This is a genomic window from Oceanispirochaeta crateris (genome assembly GCF_008329965.1).
GTDB lineage: Bacteria > Spirochaetota > Spirochaetia > DSM-2461 > DSM-2461 > Oceanispirochaeta > Oceanispirochaeta crateris.
The window spans coordinates 1,530,621-1,548,431 of record NZ_CP036150.1 but is presented as its reverse complement, the minus strand read 5'-3'; the positions used below and the strand labels follow the sequence as shown (position 1 = coordinate 1,548,431).

Genomic DNA, 17,811 nt, shown 5'->3' with positions numbered 1-17,811 from the left:
GTTATATTGCACTAAAGCGGTAGGAGGAGCTGTATGGAGATTACTGACATCCGCATTCGTAAGGTCAATGCAGACGGTAAACTAAAGGCATATGTAACAGTTACGTTTGATGAGTCTTTTGTTGTTCACAATGTAAAGATTATTGAAGGTGACAGTGGTGTTTTCATTGCTATGCCTAGCAGGAAAACTAAAAATGGTGTGTATAAGGATGTTGCTCATCCCATTAATACAGACTTCAGGACTATCCTACAGGATAGAATCCTGGATGAATATAACAATCTTGAACCTGAACCAGAAAATCTGGAAGAAGGTGATGGTTGATATTTAAAACAAAATTTGGACGTCGGCAAGCGGTAAGCCACCGGGTTTTGATCCCGGCATTCGTAGGTTCGAATCCTGCCGTCCAAGGTATCTGTTATTCGAAGGAGAGTTGAAGATGGAGCAGAAAACCCTTTCTGTCATTGAAAGAACAGAATTCAAGAAAGGTCCTGCCAAGAAATTGAGGAGCGAAGGTTTAATTCCTGCCGTTGTCTACGGACACACAGATCCTCTTCATATTGCGGTAAATGCCATTGAGTTTGGTAAAAAATTTAGAGTTGTTACAGAAAATACAATTATTAAGCTTGAACTAGGTGGTAAGACTATCGAAGTCCTAGTGAAAGATATTGATGAGGATATTGTAACCGAGACAATTAAGCACATTGACTTTTTTGAGTTTGAACAGGGAAAAACCCTTAAGACTCGCGTTCCTATTCACCTTGTTGGTAACTCAGCTGGTGCCAAGGAAGGTGGTGCGGTTGAACAGAAATTGCATGAGCTGGAAATCGAATGTCTGCCCAAGGATCTTCCCGAGGCCATTGAAATTGATATTACATCTCTGGGGATGGGAGACTCAATTCATGTTAGTCAGGTTCCCCTCGAAGATGGTGTTAAATTCCTGAACTCAGAAACGCAGACTGTTGTTGTTATTACATCACCCAAGGCTGCTGTTGTTGAAACTGAAGATGAAGGTGAAGATGAAGCTGCTGAAGAAGGTACCGCAGAATAAATCTTATTCTGATCTACTTATTGTCGGTCTGGGGAATCCCGGGCTGAAATATGAAAGAACCCGGCATAATGTCGGGTTTGATTTAATTGAGCTGCTTTCAAAGCAGCTCAATTTATTTATGAGGAAGCCTCTTTTTCGGAATTATCTTTACGGTTCCCTATTGAGGGGTCAGAGGCGTATCCACCTTGTAGAGCCTCTGACCTATATGAACAGATCGGGTGACATTCTTCCAGGTCTCGTGAAAAAACTCTCACTCTCTGCTGAAGATATTATTATTGTTACTGACAATATGGATTTACTCCCAGGGCGTGTTCGCATGAAGCCTCGAGGTTCTTCGGCTGGGCATAACGGCCTGAAATCAATTATTCATACACTGGGCACAGGAGAGTTTTTTAGAATCTACATAGGCATAGGCCGGCCCGGGAAAGAAGAATCTGTTATCGACCATGTCCTTGGTGTCTTTTCCGACAGTGACCGTCAGCTTGTAGACTCGGCTTTACAGCGCACTGCTTCTATCATCCAAAGTCTGGTAGATCAAGAAATGGAACAGCTTTTAAATGAAATCAATTCAAAAAAAAGTTGAAACACAATTCTATGCGACTTTAAGTTCTCAATTAAGCCAACACAAGCGGCCACTCAGGATTGTAACGGCCTTCTCCGGAGGTCCTGATTCTACGGCGCTTCTGGTGTTACTTCAAAAATTCAGAACAGAATTGAATTATACCCTGGAAGCTGCCTATGTGAACCATGGGATTCGACCCGCCGATGAACTCTCGCAGGAAGAGCTTAAAGTAGAGCGTCTTACTTCAGAAATGAATATCCCCCTTCATCAAAAGAATCTTATGCCCGGGTTCTTAACTTCCTTTGCCCTAAAGAAGCACACGGGGGTTGAAGCCGCAGCCCGTCTTTATCGTTACCGTTTTTTTGATCGTATCATGCAGAAATCAGAAGTTTGTTCTCTCACAGCTCTGGGACACAACCGCAATGATCAAGAAGAAACAATTCTCATGCGTTTGTTTTCCGGAGGAGGGCTTGAAGGTCTAAAAGGTATACCCGAGGAACGGGAGAATCTGATTCGTCCTCTCATTCAAATAGACCGGCTCTCAATCATGTCATACCTGGAATCCATTCAAATCGCTTTTGTTCATGACAGTAGTAATTTTGAAAAAGATTACCTACGCAATAAAATAAGGCTTGATCTGATGAGGCAAATCGGGGAGATCTTTCCCGAGGGGACTTCTTCCTTACATCGTCTGAGAGAGGATACCCTCTCTATTTTAAATCATTACAACAGTCTCATTGACGAACAGTGTCCCTGGACGAGTTCCGGTGGAAGGAGAATCTGTAACTTTTCTGATTTTAAGAGACTGCCCCTTGTGAGTCAAAGAAGCCTTTTACTAAAAAACATGAATCTAATCATGCATTCCAGATATTCTGACAACAGGATACCCAGGAGTTTTTTTAATCCCCTGGAGAGTCTTTCCGATGACAAAGGGATGATCCTCAAGGGGCATGGAATCCAATTCTATAAAAAACAGGACCGCCTGATTCTGGAACAGATAGAAAGGTCAAACCAGTGGGATCATTTTTTTTTCAATTTGAATCTGGACAGCCCTTACCGTTCTGACCGCTTTACTCTTGAGTTAAAAGAGTCCTGTGGTATTTCTGGGGGTGACAAGGTACTTGATTTGCCCCAGGAGGTGAACACTCTTATTGTCCGATCCCCCTTGTCGGCCACCGAGTTAAGGCCGTATACAAAGAAAAAACAGGATTCCCTAACGCTTCTTTGCTCGGGGCGAAAGGTTTTATGTGTGATTGATGCCGATGGTGAGATTTTGTATTCTTGGAGAGAAAACAAAAAAAGATTAGAAATTGGAAGAAACACTAATCATCTATGTGTTATAATTATAGTCAGAGGTGACTATGCCCCAGGAAGAAAATAAAAACAAAGATGACTTTAATTTCAACTTTAATAACAATAGAAGTGCTCTGGTTTTTCTTGGATTTCTAATTCTGTTCTTCATGTTCTTCTTTTCCTATTCAGCTCAAAATGAACCTAGTGAAATTCCATATTCAATGTTCCTTCAGTATGTCAATAAGGATCTGGTTTACGATGTTCAGATTTTAGATCAAAAAGAAATTCTGGGCCGCTATGTCAGTCCTGATGATGTCGGTAAAAGCGGACTCCCTTTCAAAACAATCATTCCCTATTACGATGATAAACTCATGGAACTCCTAATCGAGAGGGGTGTCAGCATCAAAGGGGGAGAGCAAACTGTTCCTCCTTCCATGTTTCTGTTGCAGATGCTTCCCTGGGGGCTGACTTTTCTATTCATTTGGTGGATGTTTCGGAGTGTCCAGGGAGGAGGAAATAAAGCCTTCAGCTTCGGCAAGAGCAAAGCTAAAAGATATGATCAGGGTAAGGACAGCATCTGCTTCGCCGATGTGGCAGGCCAGCAGGAATCTAAAAATGAATTAATGGAAGTCGTTGATTTTTTAAAGCATTCCGAAAAATATACGAAGATTGGAGCTAAAATCCCCAAGGGTATTCTTCTTGTGGGGAATCCCGGTACGGGGAAAACCATGCTTGCCAAGGCGGTCGCTGGAGAAGCTGCTGTTCCTTTTTTTCATATGTCCGGGTCAGACTTTGTAGAAATGTTTGTTGGAGTGGGTGCCAGCCGTGTTCGTGATCTATTTGAACAGGGGCGTAAGAATGCTCCCTGTATCATTTTTATTGATGAAATTGATGCGGTGGGACGCACAAGGGGCGCCGGTTATGGTGGCGGTCATGATGAAAGAGAACAGACTTTGAACCAGCTGCTCGTTGAGATGGATGGATTTGATACTGAAGCAGCGGTGATCATCATAGCTGCGACAAACCGTCCGGATGTTCTAGATCCTGCTTTGCTTAGGCCAGGCCGTTTTGATCGTCAGGTTGTTGTTGATATGCCTGATGTTAAGGAGCGGGAAGCCATCATTAAGATTCACGCCAGCAGAATTAATCTCTCTCCCCATGTGGATATTTCCATTGTTGCAAGAGCCACACCGGGAAGCTCCGGTGCCAATTTGGCAAGCCTTGTCAACGAGGCCGCTCTATTCGCGGCACGCAGAGGCTCTCAGGTCGTGGAACATGAAGATTTTGAAGAAGCCCGTGATAAGGTCATGATGGGGGTTGCCAGAAGATCCAGAGTCATGACATCTCATGAAAGAGAAATGACGGCCTATCATGAAGCCGGTCATACCCTCCTTCATTATTTTCTGGAGTTTGCGGATCCCGTTCATAAAGTTACCATCATTCCCAGAGGCCGTGCTTTGGGAGTTACCTTTTCTCTTCCCGAAAATGATCAGTACTCCATAAGCCGCTCCTGGATTGAAGATCGTATTTGTATATGCTACGGTGGGTATGTTGCCGAAGAGCTCATTTACAATGTAACTACAACAGGTGCTAAGAATGATATTGATCAAGCAACAGGTATGGCTAAAAAAATGGTGTGCGAGTGGGGAATGAGCAGTAAAATCGGACCCATCGCTCTGGGGAATGATGATGAACCCATTTTTATTGGGAAGGAGATCGCTCAGCATAAAGACTATTCTGATGCCACAGCTTCACTCATTGACAATGAGGTCAGAAGAATTCTGAATGATAATCTAAACAGAGCCAGAAGTATTATTCAGAAGCACAAAGATAAACTTGAAAGGATTACACAGAAACTACTAGTGGATGAAACCCTGGATGATAATCAGATCCGGGAGATTCTCGGAGTGGAATTTAAAAAAAGTGAAACATAAAAATTAAGTGAAAAAAACAATTATAGTCTCAATTCTTTTATTACTCGGTATCCTCTTTGAGATTTCTTCTCAAACACAGGATAAAGAGCTAGCTCATCTGTATGCCCATCATGCTTGGAATGCTTATGTCAATGAAAAATGGCCCGAGTTTAGAGATCTGACCCTCAAGGGTTTTGAATATGATGAACTGAATCCTGATCTCCTAACATTCCGAGGCCTCGAATCCAGGAGGGCCGGGCATTATCAGGAAGCATCCGACTGGTTTTCTAAAGCCTATTACAGCGGTTTCCAACCGGAACAGGTCAATACAATAGATATTTTGGGCTGGTTATTTGAAGTACAATACCGTCTTGGATATGATGAAGACCTTGTGTTTCTTTACTTTTCCAGTAATGAGCTCATGAGGGATAATCCGGATATCCTCTTTTATACTGTGCTTTCATTGCAGAGACAGGGCAATTTCACAAAAGCCATAGAATTGGCTGCTGAAGGGGTCTATCGTTTTCAGGATCAAAGGTTTTTGATTCTCTTGTCATCCTGGACTCCTGAGTCCTACTACCCGGGGATACTTTCAGAATATATCAGGCGTCAGGGCATCCTTTATCCCGACTTGATGGCCCGAACGATCTTGTCTCCTGAATGTAAGAATTCTCGGTCTCTCGCTGCTTTGTATCTTGAACAGTATCAAGATTTGAACAGCTGGTATTTTAGGGAAATTCTCTTTGAACTTCCCTCAGAGGCCGGTGCTGTTCTGGATTTTACAGACAGTGAGAGGGTCTGGCCTCTCCTTTCCTTACAGATGTATATTCAGAAAAATCCTGATATCGGCTCATTGATGCATCGAATCACACGCATCAGTCTGGATAGCACAGGTGATGGTATTGCAGATTTTTTTCTCAGAAAGTCAGACAATGAACTGGAATGGATGATTGATCCGGATCAGGATGGAATCATCGATTCTCATCTAAAGTGGAATGAATCGAATCAGCTGATGGAGATCCTTTACCAGGATGTCCGTAGTCTTCACCACTTATATTATTATAATTATCCCTATTTAGACAGAATCATCATCAATGGTGAAAATAGAAATCAGCGGGAATACAGGTATCTGCCCGGTAGTTTTGAATACCCTTTGATAGAAGCTCAGGAGAATCTTCATGTTTCTCTGCTTCTGCATCCTGAAAAAATCAAAATGATCAATTTCCCTGAATCAGAAATCCTTAGAAATAGCTTTTCTCTTATTGATTCCGTAACAATTCCAAGGATTAGTCCTTTTAGGGAGTATACGGTCGTTGACGGGATGATACGTCGATTTCGGGAAGACTCTAATTTTGATGGACAATTTGACCGGGTCGTTTTGTTGAATGACTGGTTACCCTTTGAAGGTTATCGGGACATCGATGGAGATGGAGAGTTTGATCTCAAAGAAAAGTATGTCTCTGGCCGTTTTTCCGGTTTCGAGTATGAGGGAGAAATGGGGCGATTGGAAGAAATTCAGGATTTATGGAATAGAAGAAGGTTTCAACTCTGGGATTTTTCCAAAGATGGTTTTTACAATGCCCTCTTAGAACAAAAAGATGACGGATCATGGGTAGAACGAATACTAGATACAAAATCAGGACAACAATGACATATATCGGGATAAGAAAAATAATATTAATACTCTTCAGCTTTGCCATATTTTTTTCATGTACCAGTACAGATCCGGCAGTTGATGATGAGCCCACAGTATATGACCGGGACGGGCGAATAAAAGAACAAATTGATCTGCTTCTGGATGAAGAAAACCCGACAGAGGCTCTTCAGATGATCTATTTCTACAAGGATAAGGATCAAAATCCGGTAGAAGGATTGAATTATACTGAATTGGAAGAGCAGGCGCTCTTGAATATGAAGGGACTGCTGACTGATTCTGTGACATCCCGTGACTATCGAAAAGCCCTCTCCCTCCTTTATTCTCTTTCTACTCTTAACAGAAAAGATCTTGTGGATACCGGCTTGGATAGCACACAAATTAAAGCCGAATATATAAAAAATCTGCTCGAGTTTGAGAAAACTGGAGCGGCCGCCTCTATGATCTCTCTTGGTTTTATCAAGGCGGAAGATCTAAGCGATGCTGACCTTGAGTACCTTGCTAACAGGTTTCATAGGGGGGAGAATAAAAAAGCTCTATCCTTGATTGTTGATGAACAGATTAAGAGAGGATTAACTCCTTTGGAAGAAGTTCAGGACTTTCTGGAACAATCAGTGGGTATGGAAGATCTGCTCCAGGGAACAGTCACCGTTTGGGTGGATAAGGGGCTGCGTTTAGATCGAGGTGTGGGGTATCCTGATCGCAGCATCGGCAGTGGGTTTTTTATCGATAAAGCCGGCTATATTTTGACAAATTATCATGTTATAGAGAGTGAAGTTAATCCTGAATATAAAGGATATTCCCGTTTGTTCATCAAACTTTCAGATGAACGGGGTGAGAAAATACCCGCAAGAGTTGTTGGATGGGACAGGCATTTTGATATCGCTTTGTTGAAGACCGAGATTGAGGCTCCATATGTTTTTTCCTTCTCCGGAGCGGATCAGTTTAAATTGGGAGAGCAAATTTTCGCCATTGGTTCTCCCGGTGGACTCAATAATACAATTACTTCCGGAACAGTCTCTGCTGTTGGAAGACAACTGCAGACTATGGGTGAGTCCATTCAGATTGATGTCCCTATCAATCCCGGAAACAGCGGCGGTCCTCTCATGAATCGTGATTCTGAAGTGAATGGCATTGTCTTTGCAGGTATTACGGGATTTGAAGGTGTGAATTTTGCCATTGATGGCGAATATGTCAAAAAACTTCTTCCTTCCCTTTATGAGGGAGGGGCCTTAACCCACTCCTGGATCGGAATTGGGGGGTATCAGAGTTTTAAGGGCTTGGAAGTTTTGTATGTCATGCCGGATTCTCCTGCAGGCAAACTCGGATTACAGAGGGGAGACAGTATCCTCTCTGTGAATGGGGAATCTGTGTCTAAAAACCAGCATGTCCGTGACAAACTTCTGGGAATGGTCCCAGGAACCCTCATAGAATTGGAATGGAAATCTGGTGATACTGTCAAAAAATCAACAGTAGCTGTGGCAGAACGACCTGATATTCCCTTTGAAGAAGCCGTCAAAAAGGATACAAGAGAAAATCTGATTCCTCCTCTGTTTGGCATGGTCCTCTCTCAAGTTTCAAAGTCACAATATACGGTCCAGAAGGTCTATACCGGTGGTGCAGCGGATGAGGCGAGCATCTCTGCTAATGACGTAATCATTTTGAGAAAGTGGCAGGTTAATGAAAAGGATGGATATGTTCTGATTCAGTTTGTATTCAAGGGTGTGAAGGCTGGATACCTGGAAAGTGCGGTGCAACTTGGTGCCGGTTTAGAATCAGCTATCTTCTTTTGATGATTGAAGAAAATGATTGTTTCGTATATATTTCTCATACATGAAATACGAACAGGAAAAAATCAGAAATTTTTGCATTATCGCACATATTGATCATGGCAAATCTACTCTTGCAGACCGCTTTCTTCAGAGATGTCATTCCGTTTCTGATAGGGATTTTAAAGAGCAGATGCTTGACTCAATGGATATTGAACGTGAGCGTGGAATCACTATAAAATCCCAGGCTGTCACCATTGAGTTTAATTCCGTAGACGGAAATACCTATCAGCTCAATCTTGTTGATACTCCTGGACATGTGGACTTCTCTTATGAAGTCTCCAGGGCCATCTCGGCCTGCGAAGGGGCACTCCTGCTGGTAGATGCATCTCAAGGGGTTGAAGCCCAAACCTTATCCAATATGTATATGGCTTTGGATCATGATCTAGATATAGTTCCTGTTGTGAATAAGATGGATCTGCCCAGTGCAGACCTGGAGCGTGTTGCAGATCAGATAGAACATGATCTGGGTTTGGAACGCGAGATGATTTATCCCGTTTCTGCTAAGACGGGAAAAAATGTTGAAGAACTCATTGAAGGATTGATCAAGTGGATTCCGTCTCCCGGCGGTTCCTCCGAAAATCCATTAAAATGTCTAATATTCGATTCCCATTACGATGCTTATAGAGGTGTTGTGATTCATATCCGTTTGTTTGAAGGAACAATTAAGGCAGGAGATGAGATATGCATCATGTCCAACAACAGCAAATACAAGGTGGAGGACGTCGGAATCTTTAAGTTGGGTCTTGTTCCCCAAAAAGATCTGAAGGCGGGACAGGTCGGCTATATCATAGCCGGTATTAAGAATATTTCGGATATTCGTGTCGGTGATACTATCACATTGACAAAAAATCCTTGTGAAGAGGCGTTATCAGGGTTCAGAGAGGTCAAACCGGTTGTATTCTCTTCAGTGTATCCAGTAGACACAAATCAGTATGAAGAACTCCATGCGGCTATTGATAAATTAAAACTCAATGATGCCTCTCTGATTTATGAGAAAGATGCCTCGGCAGCCTTGGGATTTGGTTTTCGCTGTGGATTTCTGGGCCTCCTTCATCTTGAGGTCATCCAGGAAAGGCTAGAAAGAGAGTTCGGCCTGAATATTGTCCTGACCTCTCCCTCTGTGCGGTACAGGATTACCCGTCAGGACGGGGAAGTGTATTTCCTGGATAACCCGGCTGAGTATCCAGATCCGGGTACGATTGAACTCTGTGAAGAGCCTTTCATTCAAGCGGATATCATCACTCCTACGGATTATTTAGGTTCTATCATGACCCTTTGCATGGGCAAGCGCGGTATTCAGACCAGTATGAATTATCTGGATGAAAAAAGAGTCGAAATTAAATTCGCAATGCCTCTGGCAGAGGTTCTTTTTGATTTTTATGACAAATTGAAATCAATTAGTAAAGGGTATGCATCTTTTGATTATGAAGTCATTGGTTTCAGACCTACTAATCTGGTGAAGCTGGATATCGTAATCAATGGAGATCGGGTCGATGCCCTGTCGCAGTTGGTGTTTAAAGACAATGCCTATGAAAGAGGACGAATTGTCTGTAAAAAACTGAAGCAGGAAATAACGAGGCAGCAGTTCAAAATTCCTATTCAGGCAGCCATTGGTAACACAGTCATTTCGAGAGAGACGATCAGTGCTCTCAGAAAAGATGTCACATCCAAATGCTACGGTGGTGATATCTCCAGAAAAAGAAAGTTGCTGGAAAAGCAGAAAGAAGGAAAGAAGAGGATGAAGATGGTGGGTAATGTAGAACTTCCACAGTCTGCATTCCTTGCTGTTCTAAAAACCAGTGATGATGATTAAATATTTATTTTGAAAGATGCTTCAAGATAATCCTGGCTTCCCTGATCACTCTGAACAGGAAAGCCGGGTCAGTATTGGGCAGTTCTTTTCTATCTGGAAAATGAAAATACAAATAGTCACAATCCGTGATATACGGTAATAATTCTTGTTCCTCATACTTTCCGGAAACGACGCCTTCCCAAAGAAATAATAGATTCTTCAGTCTTTCTATTTCTGATTTTTTGAACTCTAGAACTGTGTTCTTTTTCTCATTAGGACTCTCCGGGTAATTCTTAATTCCGGTGCCTATCTTTATAGATTGAATCATATGTTCAAACTCTTTGGTCTCTAGAGTCGGTATCGACATTTTCAGTCCCATTTTTCCCAAATCAAAGACTCGATGGTCCATGGTTTTGCACAGGTCTTCCAGTTGCTTACCATAGCTTTCTAATATTCTGTTGGTCACGAGTTTTTCTATTTTTCCCACAGCAGGATAGGAAGGCCTGCTCTTAGAAAATGTATACCAAACATCTCCCTTAAGACGTCCTTCCTGCAAGCGACACCAGTCATGAAAGGGGGTCTCCCTGGCATGAGTTTTCCCCTGAATATAGGAAAAGTCCAGACCGGTGATAAATATCCTGGAATGGCTTATTTCTCCAGCCAGGTAAAGGGCTGTGACTCCCACTGAGCCCAGGGGCGGGATTTCACTGGGCAACAGCCTTGAAGATCGAAGCCTGGAGTGCAGAGTTGTTTCTTCAAAGGAAGATGTAAAAATGTAGTGGGTGCAGTTCGGGAGTCTTAGGGTCGAAGGAAATGCCGTTATATCGGAAAATAGGTCAAACTTATGATTCTGAAGGCCATAGAAATCTTTCAGGTTGTAGAACTGAGCCTCTAAATTGACAATCCCGTCGGGGAGTATGTCCGATCTCAACAGTGGCTGCAGAGCCGTATCAACGCAAAGCAAATAGATTGAATCTCTGTATCTTTGAATAAGCGGGATCGTCTTTTCAAGAGATTCTCCTGCACCTGCCAGTAAAACAGGCTTCTGTGTATGGAATTCTTTGATGTCGCGTTGTGCAAGAAACGAAAGATTTTCAGCAAGATTTTTGATCCAGAGATGACCCATTTTGGCCATGGTCAGCCTGTTTTGCCAGTAGTTTTTCATAAAAAGCTGAAGTGTTGAAAATAGTGCGTCGTATCTGGATTTATTGGCGCCGTATCCGCCGTTTAACGCTAGGAGTGAACAATGGCGGTATTGGCCTGTTTGAGTCCTTCTGAAAAGCTCGTAAAGCTGGCCAGGGCTGCCGATTCTGTAACAACGATACCCGGGGATCTCTTTCATTATTCGCTGCTGCTGTGGGGCCGTTAGGGCCATCAGATCCTGATCACATTCTATACCAATTAATACTGAACTCTCGGGCATTCTCTTTATAAAAGAAAAAATCCCGTAGCCCAGAAGGGGGGACGGGACTATGTAGATGCAGTTCTCTTTCATTTCAGCTAGAGAAGCAGCCCTCTCTGACGATGCAGATGGGGCATATCTTGAATAGAGGGATTTCCCCTGACACAGAACATAGTCTTCACCATTTGGAGCCTGTGTCAGGCCAACCTTCTCTTCCACCGTATTTCTCAGGATTCAGCAAAAACCCGGTTATAGGTAGATGTAAAGTTATCTTTTAATTTGGGAGAACTCATAAAAATATTCTGCAATTCACTCTGCTGATACTGGGAGAGTTCATTGGCCAGTTCTGCCCGGATATATTCCTTGTATTCATCGGGATAGCTAAAGCCTTCCTGTTCATCAAGTAGTGAGAATACCACAACGCTTCTGTCTAGAACCATAGGTTGTGAAGTTTCACCGGGGTTCTTTAGTACAAATACCTTTTCAAAGAATTCGTCGCTATAGGCCGCAGCACTCAGAAGGCTGCTGTCTTTATTATTGCCGGGGCTATTGATGATAAAAGGAACATTTCCATAAACAGGTGCAATGAATCCTGTTTCATTACTGAGAGCACCAAACTCAGCAGCCGCTTCGTTCAAATTGCTGGTATGAGCCAGCAGTGCCATTTCTTCGGCCTGTCCCATTAGAAAATCTTCTATGAGTCCAACCTCTTCTCTTTCCATATAAGATCTGACTGTAGAAATCTGAACGTCAGAACTAAAATCTGGTTTTTGAGTATCAGAGTCTGCCATAAAGATATACCAGCTTCCCTCTGATTCGATGACTGTACTGTGTTGGCCGCTGGTCAAAGACATCACCTGAGAGGCCTGGTCTTCATTTAAGAAGGTGAGCAAGGTGTATTTGAAGGTTGCACCCATGGTACCGCCGTCTTCCCCATAGGAATCTGTTGAATAGGTCTTGGCTAGATCTTCAAAAGACTGTTCACCGGCTTCCAGTTTCTTCAAAATTGTAGACGCCTCTTCTTCACTGGAAGTGAGAGTTATTCTCTTGAGTTGGATTTCTTCAAAAAGATGACTATTTTTATTTCCGTACTCAATGACCTGATCATCGGGGAATGAGGAGTAGGGCAGGCTGGCATAGACAAAGTTCTTTTCAGGATTTCCCATATCCAGTAAGAAATCCATCATTTGAGTCGATCTTTTCTGATTGTAAATGGTGTCAATATAGAAAGTCTGAACCGTGAGATCTTCATTCAGGGAGGTTCTTATCTCTTTGATTCTTGATGCTGAAGTGCTCATATAGGCATCTTCGTCAAAGCGTCCATTCTCACTGAACATGCCGCTTTCAACAATGCCTCTGTCTATTCCTTTCGAGGAAACATTAAAACCCGATTCATTCATTTCTTCAAGAATAGCCGTACGAACAACAGTTTGATTGAAGGCAGATCGCCATATGAGTTGTCTAAGAAAATCAACATTTCCTGTACCTCCCAATGAATCTCTATACATATTATTGATAGATTCCACCTGCTGGGAGAAATAGTTTCCCTGCTGAAAGTTGATCACTTTCTTTCCGTATTTACCAAAAACAAGAGAACCACTGCCACCGCCGGAGCCGGCCATGGCGGGTACTAAGACAAAACTGATGATCGTAAAAACCAGTATAATGATGGTTCCAATCATCAATTTTTGCTGATGTTTGTGGGATTTATCGATTTTCACCTTATCTGAATTTGGTGTGTTTGAAACTTTTTTTTCGTGTTGAGACATAAGTCGTCCTTATAACTGTATTAATTATTGCAAAGCATCGAAAAATTACCATGAAAGGGTACAGCTGTCAACTTGGTTGAACAAGGAATTGAAATGCCAATAAATGTCACAGTTTTATAATATCATTTTTCTATCCCATATATATTTTTTACCTTCTTGAACCAGGGTGTTGACAATCCCTCGTCAGATCGTTAAAGTACGCCATTGAATGGAGGCGTAGCGAAGTTGGTTATCGCGCCGGCCTGTCAAGCCGGAGATCGCGGGTTCGAGGCCCGTCGCTTCCGCTTATTGGATAGAAATGCCCTCGAAAGAGGGCATTTCTTGTTTTTATCGGGCTGTAGCGCAGAGGCTAGCGCGCGCCGTTCGGGACGGTGAGGCCGGAGGTTCAAATCCTCTCAGCCCGACTTTTCATCATCACTACTTCAGATAGATTCTATTTTTCTGCAGACTCGGGTACAAAATGCTGAAAGTCTGTTTTTTTATTGCGTCCCTATCTGCGGATTCATGCAGGAAGGATTGATTGAATGAAATCCATATCAGGCGATGTATTTTTGATAAAGAATGTACAGTTCATCCCTCATATAGCCGAACTTGAAGGTATGCAGAACTTTAGAACTCGGATAATTTCCATAATAATTTTTCTGATTCTTTCAATCTCAATCTATGCACAGCCGCTAAGTCATACATTGCAGCAGGGAGAAACACTTTATAGTCTTTCCAGAAAGTATGGTGTGACTGTGGATGAAATTATGAATGCCAACAGTATTAATTCTCCAGAGAATCTATCCGTTGGTAGTCAATTGATTATTCCTGGATCAAATTCAGGAAATTCCAATGAAAATTCAGAAACAAGCCAGTATATTGTACAAAAAGGTGATACATTTTATAGAATAGCCCGGAATCATGGATTATCTGTAAATGAGTTATTTGAACTGAATGATTTTAACGGAAATCGAATCTTGAAACCAGGGGAGTCAGTGATTGTCTCCAACAGTGCAAAGACAACTGTGACCACGCCTGCTGCTGAAAGCAAGGTACCCCAGGTATCCACTTCCTTCTCAGATAACCTTGTATGGCCTGTAGAGGGAGTGAAACAGTCATTGACTGGTAAGTTGAGAGGAGTCAAGATAGAGGCTCCTGAAGCATCTTTGGTAAAATCCATTGCCTCAGGCAGTGTTGTATGGACGGGTCCCTATAGAGGATTTGGCCAGGTTATTTTAATTGATGTGAATGGTTATATCTATCTGTACGGCGGGAATGAAGATGTCTTTGTAAATGTTGGCGAGTATGTTCAGGCAGGTTCCCGTATCGGCAGATTAGGACATTCCGGATTGGCTACTAGAACTGTGAGTATGTACTTTTCCGTTTTTAAAGACGGAATCCCCGTAAGTGTAGTTTCTGCACCTAGGGGGTAAATTATTAACCCGGATGTATTATGAGAAAAATCAACGAAGATACAAAAGACTCTATTAACAATGAAACAGATCCTCTGGCTCTGTATTTAAAACAAATCTCCAAATATAACCTTCTGACAATTGGTGAAGAGCAGGATATTGGTATCCGGCTTGAAAAACTGGGTATACAGCTTGAAGAATTAGACCTTGAAGTTGAATCCGAGAACATCTCCCAAGAGGATTTTTTGGTTCAGAAGAGGCTCTTTGAAGATCAAATCAAAAACCTAAAGAACAGAATGATTCAATCCAACCTAAGATTGGTTGTTTCCATAGCTAAAAAGTATCAGCATAGAGGCATGTCTCTTCTGGATCTGATCGATGAGGGGAATATCGGCCTCATCGAGGCTGTTGACCGCTTCGATTACACAAAGGGTTGTCGATTTTCAACATATGGAACCTGGTGGATCAGGCAGGCTATCATTAAATCCCTGGCCGATAAATCAAGGATTATCCGTATTCCCATCCATATGCTGAATACGATTAAAAAGAGTTATCTTGTATCCAAACAACTGACTCAGGATTTGGGTCGAGATCCACTTCCCGAGGAAATGGCCGATTATATGAACCTCCCGGTGGAGAAAATAAAGGAAATCATGTCCTTGTCCCAGGAAACGGCTTCTCTGGATACCACTGTAGATCAGGATCATATGACGAGGCTCAGTGATTTGATTAAGGATGAGCATAATCAGGAACCCATAGAGATGGTCTTCAATCTCTCCTTGCAGGATACTATCAATGATGTTCTCAAACAACTCAGCGAAAGAGAAATGAAGATTATTCAGTTGCGATTCGGTTTGAACGGTAAGAATCCTTTGACCCTGGAAGAGACAGGAAAAGTTCTGGGGATCACAAGGGAACGGGTCCGCCAGATTCAGGAAATGGCCATCGGCAAGATGAGAAATTTTAAAGTCATTAAAGATCTTGAAGATTACGTTTAGTTTTTAACTGATTATTTTCTTTTGATCTGTCGATATTCACTATATGGAAGATATCCATCCACTTTTTTATGTAGAGCTCCGGGATGATTTTGATGATAATTGTGCCGTGAGAGAAAAATCTCCCTCCTTTCCTGGAATGATTGACCCATTTCTTGAGGCTCAAACACATGTGACTCGGGGTAAGGTTTATCCAGTGCTCCAAATCAAGGGGGACCATGATCTTCTGATTCTGGATGACAAGGGCTTTCTCTACACGACTCCTCAACAGTTGTATAAATTTTCCGATAAAGATATTTAATCCAACATTTTTTCAATTAAACTATCAAATTTTTTGATTATTTCTTCCCATCCATATTGTTTCATTTCTTTGCTCAATTGTATTCCTATGGCTTCCCTATCATACCTCTTCAAGAGATGACTTAGTTTGGTGAATAAATCTTCTTCATTTTCATAGAGAAAAAGGTCGTGAAAATCTGACGGCAAGACTTCAGGATAAGCCAGTCGGTTTGGCATGAGGGGAATACAGCCCGCACTCATGGCTTCTACCATTGATATTCCGAAATTCTCCTGAAGGGCTGTTGTAAAAACAAAATCCGCCAGTTTCAGCCACTGTTCATACTCGTTTCTGTTCTGGACAAAACCAAAATGTACAAGTTCTTTAGAGAATTGCGACTTTGCCTCTTTGAAGCAGGGGGGACTATCTTTGAAGGACTCTCCAACCACCGCCAGTTCAAAGGGGATCGATTCCTTTTTTAGCCTTGTAAGAAGTGAGAAAAAAACTTCTGGGTTTTTGTCATGTTCCCAGCGATGATTCCATAAGAAGAGGGGAGCCTCCTTTTTCTGATCTTGGGATATGAGACCCCTAGTGTCAACAAGAGAGCATCCAGGTGGGATGATTGAAGATTTACTCCTGAAGTCAGTCTCTGGATTTTCGGGTTTCATATCGGGAAGACTGGCCCTGAATTTTCCGAACTTTCGACAGAAACTGTCAAGATTATACCGGGAATTAAATACGATTCTATCGGCAATCCTATAATTTGTATAATCCTTCCAGACATAGTGAAGATCCCTTCTTTCACCATCCTTCAGAGGATAATCCAGTTGATTCTCATGAACATACAGGAGATGGGGGATTTCACTCCATGCGGAAAAAGTCTTCCACTGAGACAAATCCATCAGGTTGGTAGCGAGGACCAAATCGGGCTTTTTGAGAGAGTTTATCCTTTGAGCAAATTCCATCCCTGCAGATTCCATGCGCCACTTCCAGAATCTCCCGGGAAGGCTCAAAAGCTGAACATTATGCTGAGAGTGGCGGATAAATCCATCCGCAAAGTATTTATGAGACCCCGAGTAAAAGGGTTCTAAGAATAGAATATTGGCCATTTGTCATAATACCGTGAATCAATGACTTGAAATAGTCTATTTCCATGAGTTGTCAATCAGAAGCCTTTCGAATATGCTAATTTTATGCACAAACATACTTATAAAGCGATCATATTTGATCTGGACGGAACATTAGTTGATTCCATGAAAGATATTGCAGCGGCAGTGAATAAGGTTCTTCAGGACTTTGGTCATCCTCCACAGGAGACTTCCAATTATTCCACGAGGGTGGGGTGGGGGTTAAGACGATCACTTGAGTTGACAATGCCCCATTTGAATGCAGAAGAAATGGATCATGGAATGACTCTCTTAATGAAGTATTACAGAGCAGATCCCTGTTCTCACATTGAAATCTATGAGGGTATTCAGGATCTGTTGGTTCAGCTCCTTCAAAAGGGCCTTTCTCTTTTTGTCTACACAAATAAAGATCAGGTTACAGCCAACTTGATTATTCAAAAATTGTTTCCACCCGAAACATTTCGAGACGTTTTCGGTGCTCTTCCGGATCTTCCTTTGAAGCCGGATGTCCGCGGAGTCGAAGAGGTCATTAGAAAAACGGGTTATAAGCCCCATGAAATTTTATATATTGGTGATTCTGAGGTGGATATGGAGACAGCTCTGGCTGGAAAACTGGATGCCCTTGCAGTATTATGGGGTTATAGGCAAAGAAGGGAGCTTGAGAAGTACAAGAAAATCGGATTTGTATCCAAAGCAGATGAAATCCTGGATTGGATTGTATAAACTTAACAAAGGCAAAGAATGAAATATTCG

General features: G+C 42.2%; 15 protein-coding genes and 3 tRNA genes. 15 read left to right on the top strand and 3 right to left on the bottom strand.

Annotation, left to right across the window (positions count from 1 at the left end):
• The first annotated feature begins 33 nt into the window (after positions 1-33).
• The 9 genes from spoVG (at position 34) to lepA (ending at position 10,115) form a co-directional block, all read left to right on the top strand.
• Entirely contained in the window at positions 34-321 is a 288-nt protein-coding gene (gene spoVG, locus EXM22_RS07050) for a septation regulator SpoVG (protein WP_149485836.1), read from the top strand.
• A 15-nt stretch (positions 322-336) separates the two neighbouring features.
• Positions 337-408, top strand: a tRNA-Gln gene (locus EXM22_RS07045).
• 28 nt (positions 409-436) lie between these two features.
• On the top strand, positions 437-1,048 hold the full coding sequence (locus EXM22_RS07040) for a 50S ribosomal protein L25 (protein WP_149485835.1): 612 nt from the start codon (positions 437-439) through the stop codon (positions 1,046-1,048).
• On the top strand, positions 1,017-1,631 hold the full coding sequence (gene pth / locus EXM22_RS07035) for an aminoacyl-tRNA hydrolase (RefSeq protein ID WP_168203395.1): 615 nt from the start codon (positions 1,017-1,019) through the stop codon (positions 1,629-1,631). The genes EXM22_RS07040 and pth overlap by 32 nt, the downstream gene beginning before the upstream one ends.
• Positions 1,606-2,991 carry a tRNA lysidine(34) synthetase TilS gene (gene tilS, locus EXM22_RS07030; protein ID WP_149485833.1) on the top strand — a complete coding sequence of 462 codons (1,386 nt, stop codon included), beginning with the start codon at positions 1,606-1,608 and terminating at the stop codon, positions 2,989-2,991. Before pth ends, tilS begins: the two co-directional genes overlap by 26 nt.
• On the top strand, positions 2,972-4,837 hold the full coding sequence (ftsH, locus tag EXM22_RS07025; RefSeq protein ID WP_149485832.1) for an ATP-dependent zinc metalloprotease FtsH: 1,866 nt from the start codon (positions 2,972-2,974) through the stop codon (positions 4,835-4,837). Before tilS ends, ftsH begins: the two co-directional genes overlap by 20 nt.
• 7 nt (positions 4,838-4,844) lie before the next feature.
• A complete protein-coding gene (locus EXM22_RS07020; RefSeq protein ID WP_149485831.1) occupies positions 4,845-6,467 on the top strand; it encodes a hypothetical protein in 1,623 nt (540 codons plus the stop codon).
• Positions 6,464-8,263: a S1C family serine protease gene (locus EXM22_RS07015; protein ID WP_168203394.1), complete on the top strand. Its 1,800-nt coding sequence runs from the start codon at positions 6,464-6,466 to the stop codon at positions 8,261-8,263. Before EXM22_RS07020 ends, EXM22_RS07015 begins: the two co-directional genes overlap by 4 nt.
• Before the next feature lie 40 nt (positions 8,264-8,303).
• Positions 8,304-10,115, top strand: coding sequence for a translation elongation factor 4 (gene lepA, locus EXM22_RS07010; RefSeq protein WP_149485829.1), 1,812 nt, complete (start codon positions 8,304-8,306; stop codon positions 10,113-10,115).
• A 4-nt stretch (positions 10,116-10,119) separates the two neighbouring features.
• Here the strand turns inward: lepA and EXM22_RS07005 are convergent, their stop codons facing one another.
• Positions 10,120-11,715: a 6-hydroxymethylpterin diphosphokinase MptE-like protein gene (locus EXM22_RS07005; protein ID WP_149485828.1), complete on the bottom strand. Its 1,596-nt coding sequence runs from the start codon at positions 11,713-11,715 to the stop codon at positions 10,120-10,122.
• 8 nt (positions 11,716-11,723) lie between these two features.
• A complete protein-coding gene (locus EXM22_RS07000) occupies positions 11,724-13,265 on the bottom strand; it encodes a SurA N-terminal domain-containing protein (protein ID WP_149485827.1) in 1,542 nt (513 codons plus the stop codon).
• A gap of 210 nt (positions 13,266-13,475) precedes the next feature.
• On the opposite strand from EXM22_RS07000, the gene EXM22_RS06995 reads away from it, so the two are divergent.
• From EXM22_RS06995 to EXM22_RS06975, 5 genes are all read left to right on the top strand, one after another.
• Positions 13,476-13,549 (top strand) — tRNA-Asp (locus tag EXM22_RS06995).
• Positions 13,550-13,596: 47 nt separating this feature from the next.
• A tRNA-Pro gene (locus EXM22_RS06990) sits at positions 13,597-13,669 on the top strand.
• A gap of 120 nt (positions 13,670-13,789) precedes the next feature.
• Positions 13,790-14,680, top strand: coding sequence for a LysM peptidoglycan-binding domain-containing protein (locus EXM22_RS06985; RefSeq protein ID WP_149485826.1), 891 nt, complete (start codon positions 13,790-13,792; stop codon positions 14,678-14,680).
• Between the two features lie 20 nt (positions 14,681-14,700).
• A complete protein-coding gene (locus EXM22_RS06980; RefSeq protein ID WP_149485825.1) occupies positions 14,701-15,657 on the top strand; it encodes a sigma-70 family RNA polymerase sigma factor in 957 nt (318 codons plus the stop codon).
• A gap of 43 nt (positions 15,658-15,700) precedes the next feature.
• Positions 15,701-15,955: a hypothetical protein gene (locus EXM22_RS06975; RefSeq protein ID WP_149485824.1), complete on the top strand. Its 255-nt coding sequence runs from the start codon at positions 15,701-15,703 to the stop codon at positions 15,953-15,955.
• Here the strand turns inward: EXM22_RS06975 and EXM22_RS06970 are convergent.
• Entirely contained in the window at positions 15,952-17,040 is a 1,089-nt protein-coding gene (locus tag EXM22_RS06970) for a tRNA-queuosine alpha-mannosyltransferase domain-containing protein (protein ID WP_149485823.1), read from the bottom strand. The genes EXM22_RS06975 and EXM22_RS06970 overlap by 4 nt on opposite strands.
• 84 nt (positions 17,041-17,124) lie before the next feature.
• On the opposite strand from EXM22_RS06970, the gene EXM22_RS06965 reads away from it, so the two are divergent.
• Positions 17,125-17,781, top strand: coding sequence for an HAD family hydrolase (locus tag EXM22_RS06965; protein WP_149485822.1), 657 nt, complete (start codon positions 17,125-17,127; stop codon positions 17,779-17,781).
• Positions 17,782-17,811 lie beyond the last annotated feature (30 nt).

Coding starts and splice junctions, on each gene's coding strand:
- EXM22_RS06980 (WP_149485825.1), top strand. CDS start 14,701: ATGAGAAAAATCAACGAAGATACAAAAGACTCTATTAACAATGAAACA.
- EXM22_RS06970 (WP_149485823.1), bottom strand. CDS start 17,040: ATGGCCAATATTCTATTCTTAGAACCCTTTTACTCGGGGTCTCATAAA.
- EXM22_RS07000 (WP_149485827.1), bottom strand. CDS start 13,265: ATGTCTCAACACGAAAAAAAAGTTTCAAACACACCAAATTCAGATAAG.
- EXM22_RS06975 (WP_149485824.1), top strand. CDS start 15,701: ATGGAAGATATCCATCCACTTTTTTATGTAGAGCTCCGGGATGATTTT.
- spoVG (WP_149485836.1), top strand. CDS start 34: ATGGAGATTACTGACATCCGCATTCGTAAGGTCAATGCAGACGGTAAA.
- lepA (WP_149485829.1), top strand. CDS start 8,304: ATGAAATACGAACAGGAAAAAATCAGAAATTTTTGCATTATCGCACAT.
- EXM22_RS06965 (WP_149485822.1), top strand. CDS start 17,125: ATGCACAAACATACTTATAAAGCGATCATATTTGATCTGGACGGAACA.
- EXM22_RS06985 (WP_149485826.1), top strand. CDS start 13,790: ATGAAATCCATATCAGGCGATGTATTTTTGATAAAGAATGTACAGTTC.
- pth (WP_168203395.1), top strand. CDS start 1,017: ATGAAGCTGCTGAAGAAGGTACCGCAGAATAAATCTTATTCTGATCTA.
- tilS (WP_149485833.1), top strand. CDS start 1,606: ATGAAATCAATTCAAAAAAAAGTTGAAACACAATTCTATGCGACTTTA.
- EXM22_RS07040 (WP_149485835.1), top strand. CDS start 437: ATGGAGCAGAAAACCCTTTCTGTCATTGAAAGAACAGAATTCAAGAAA.
- EXM22_RS07015 (WP_168203394.1), top strand. CDS start 6,464: ATGACATATATCGGGATAAGAAAAATAATATTAATACTCTTCAGCTTT.
- ftsH (WP_149485832.1), top strand. CDS start 2,972: ATGCCCCAGGAAGAAAATAAAAACAAAGATGACTTTAATTTCAACTTT.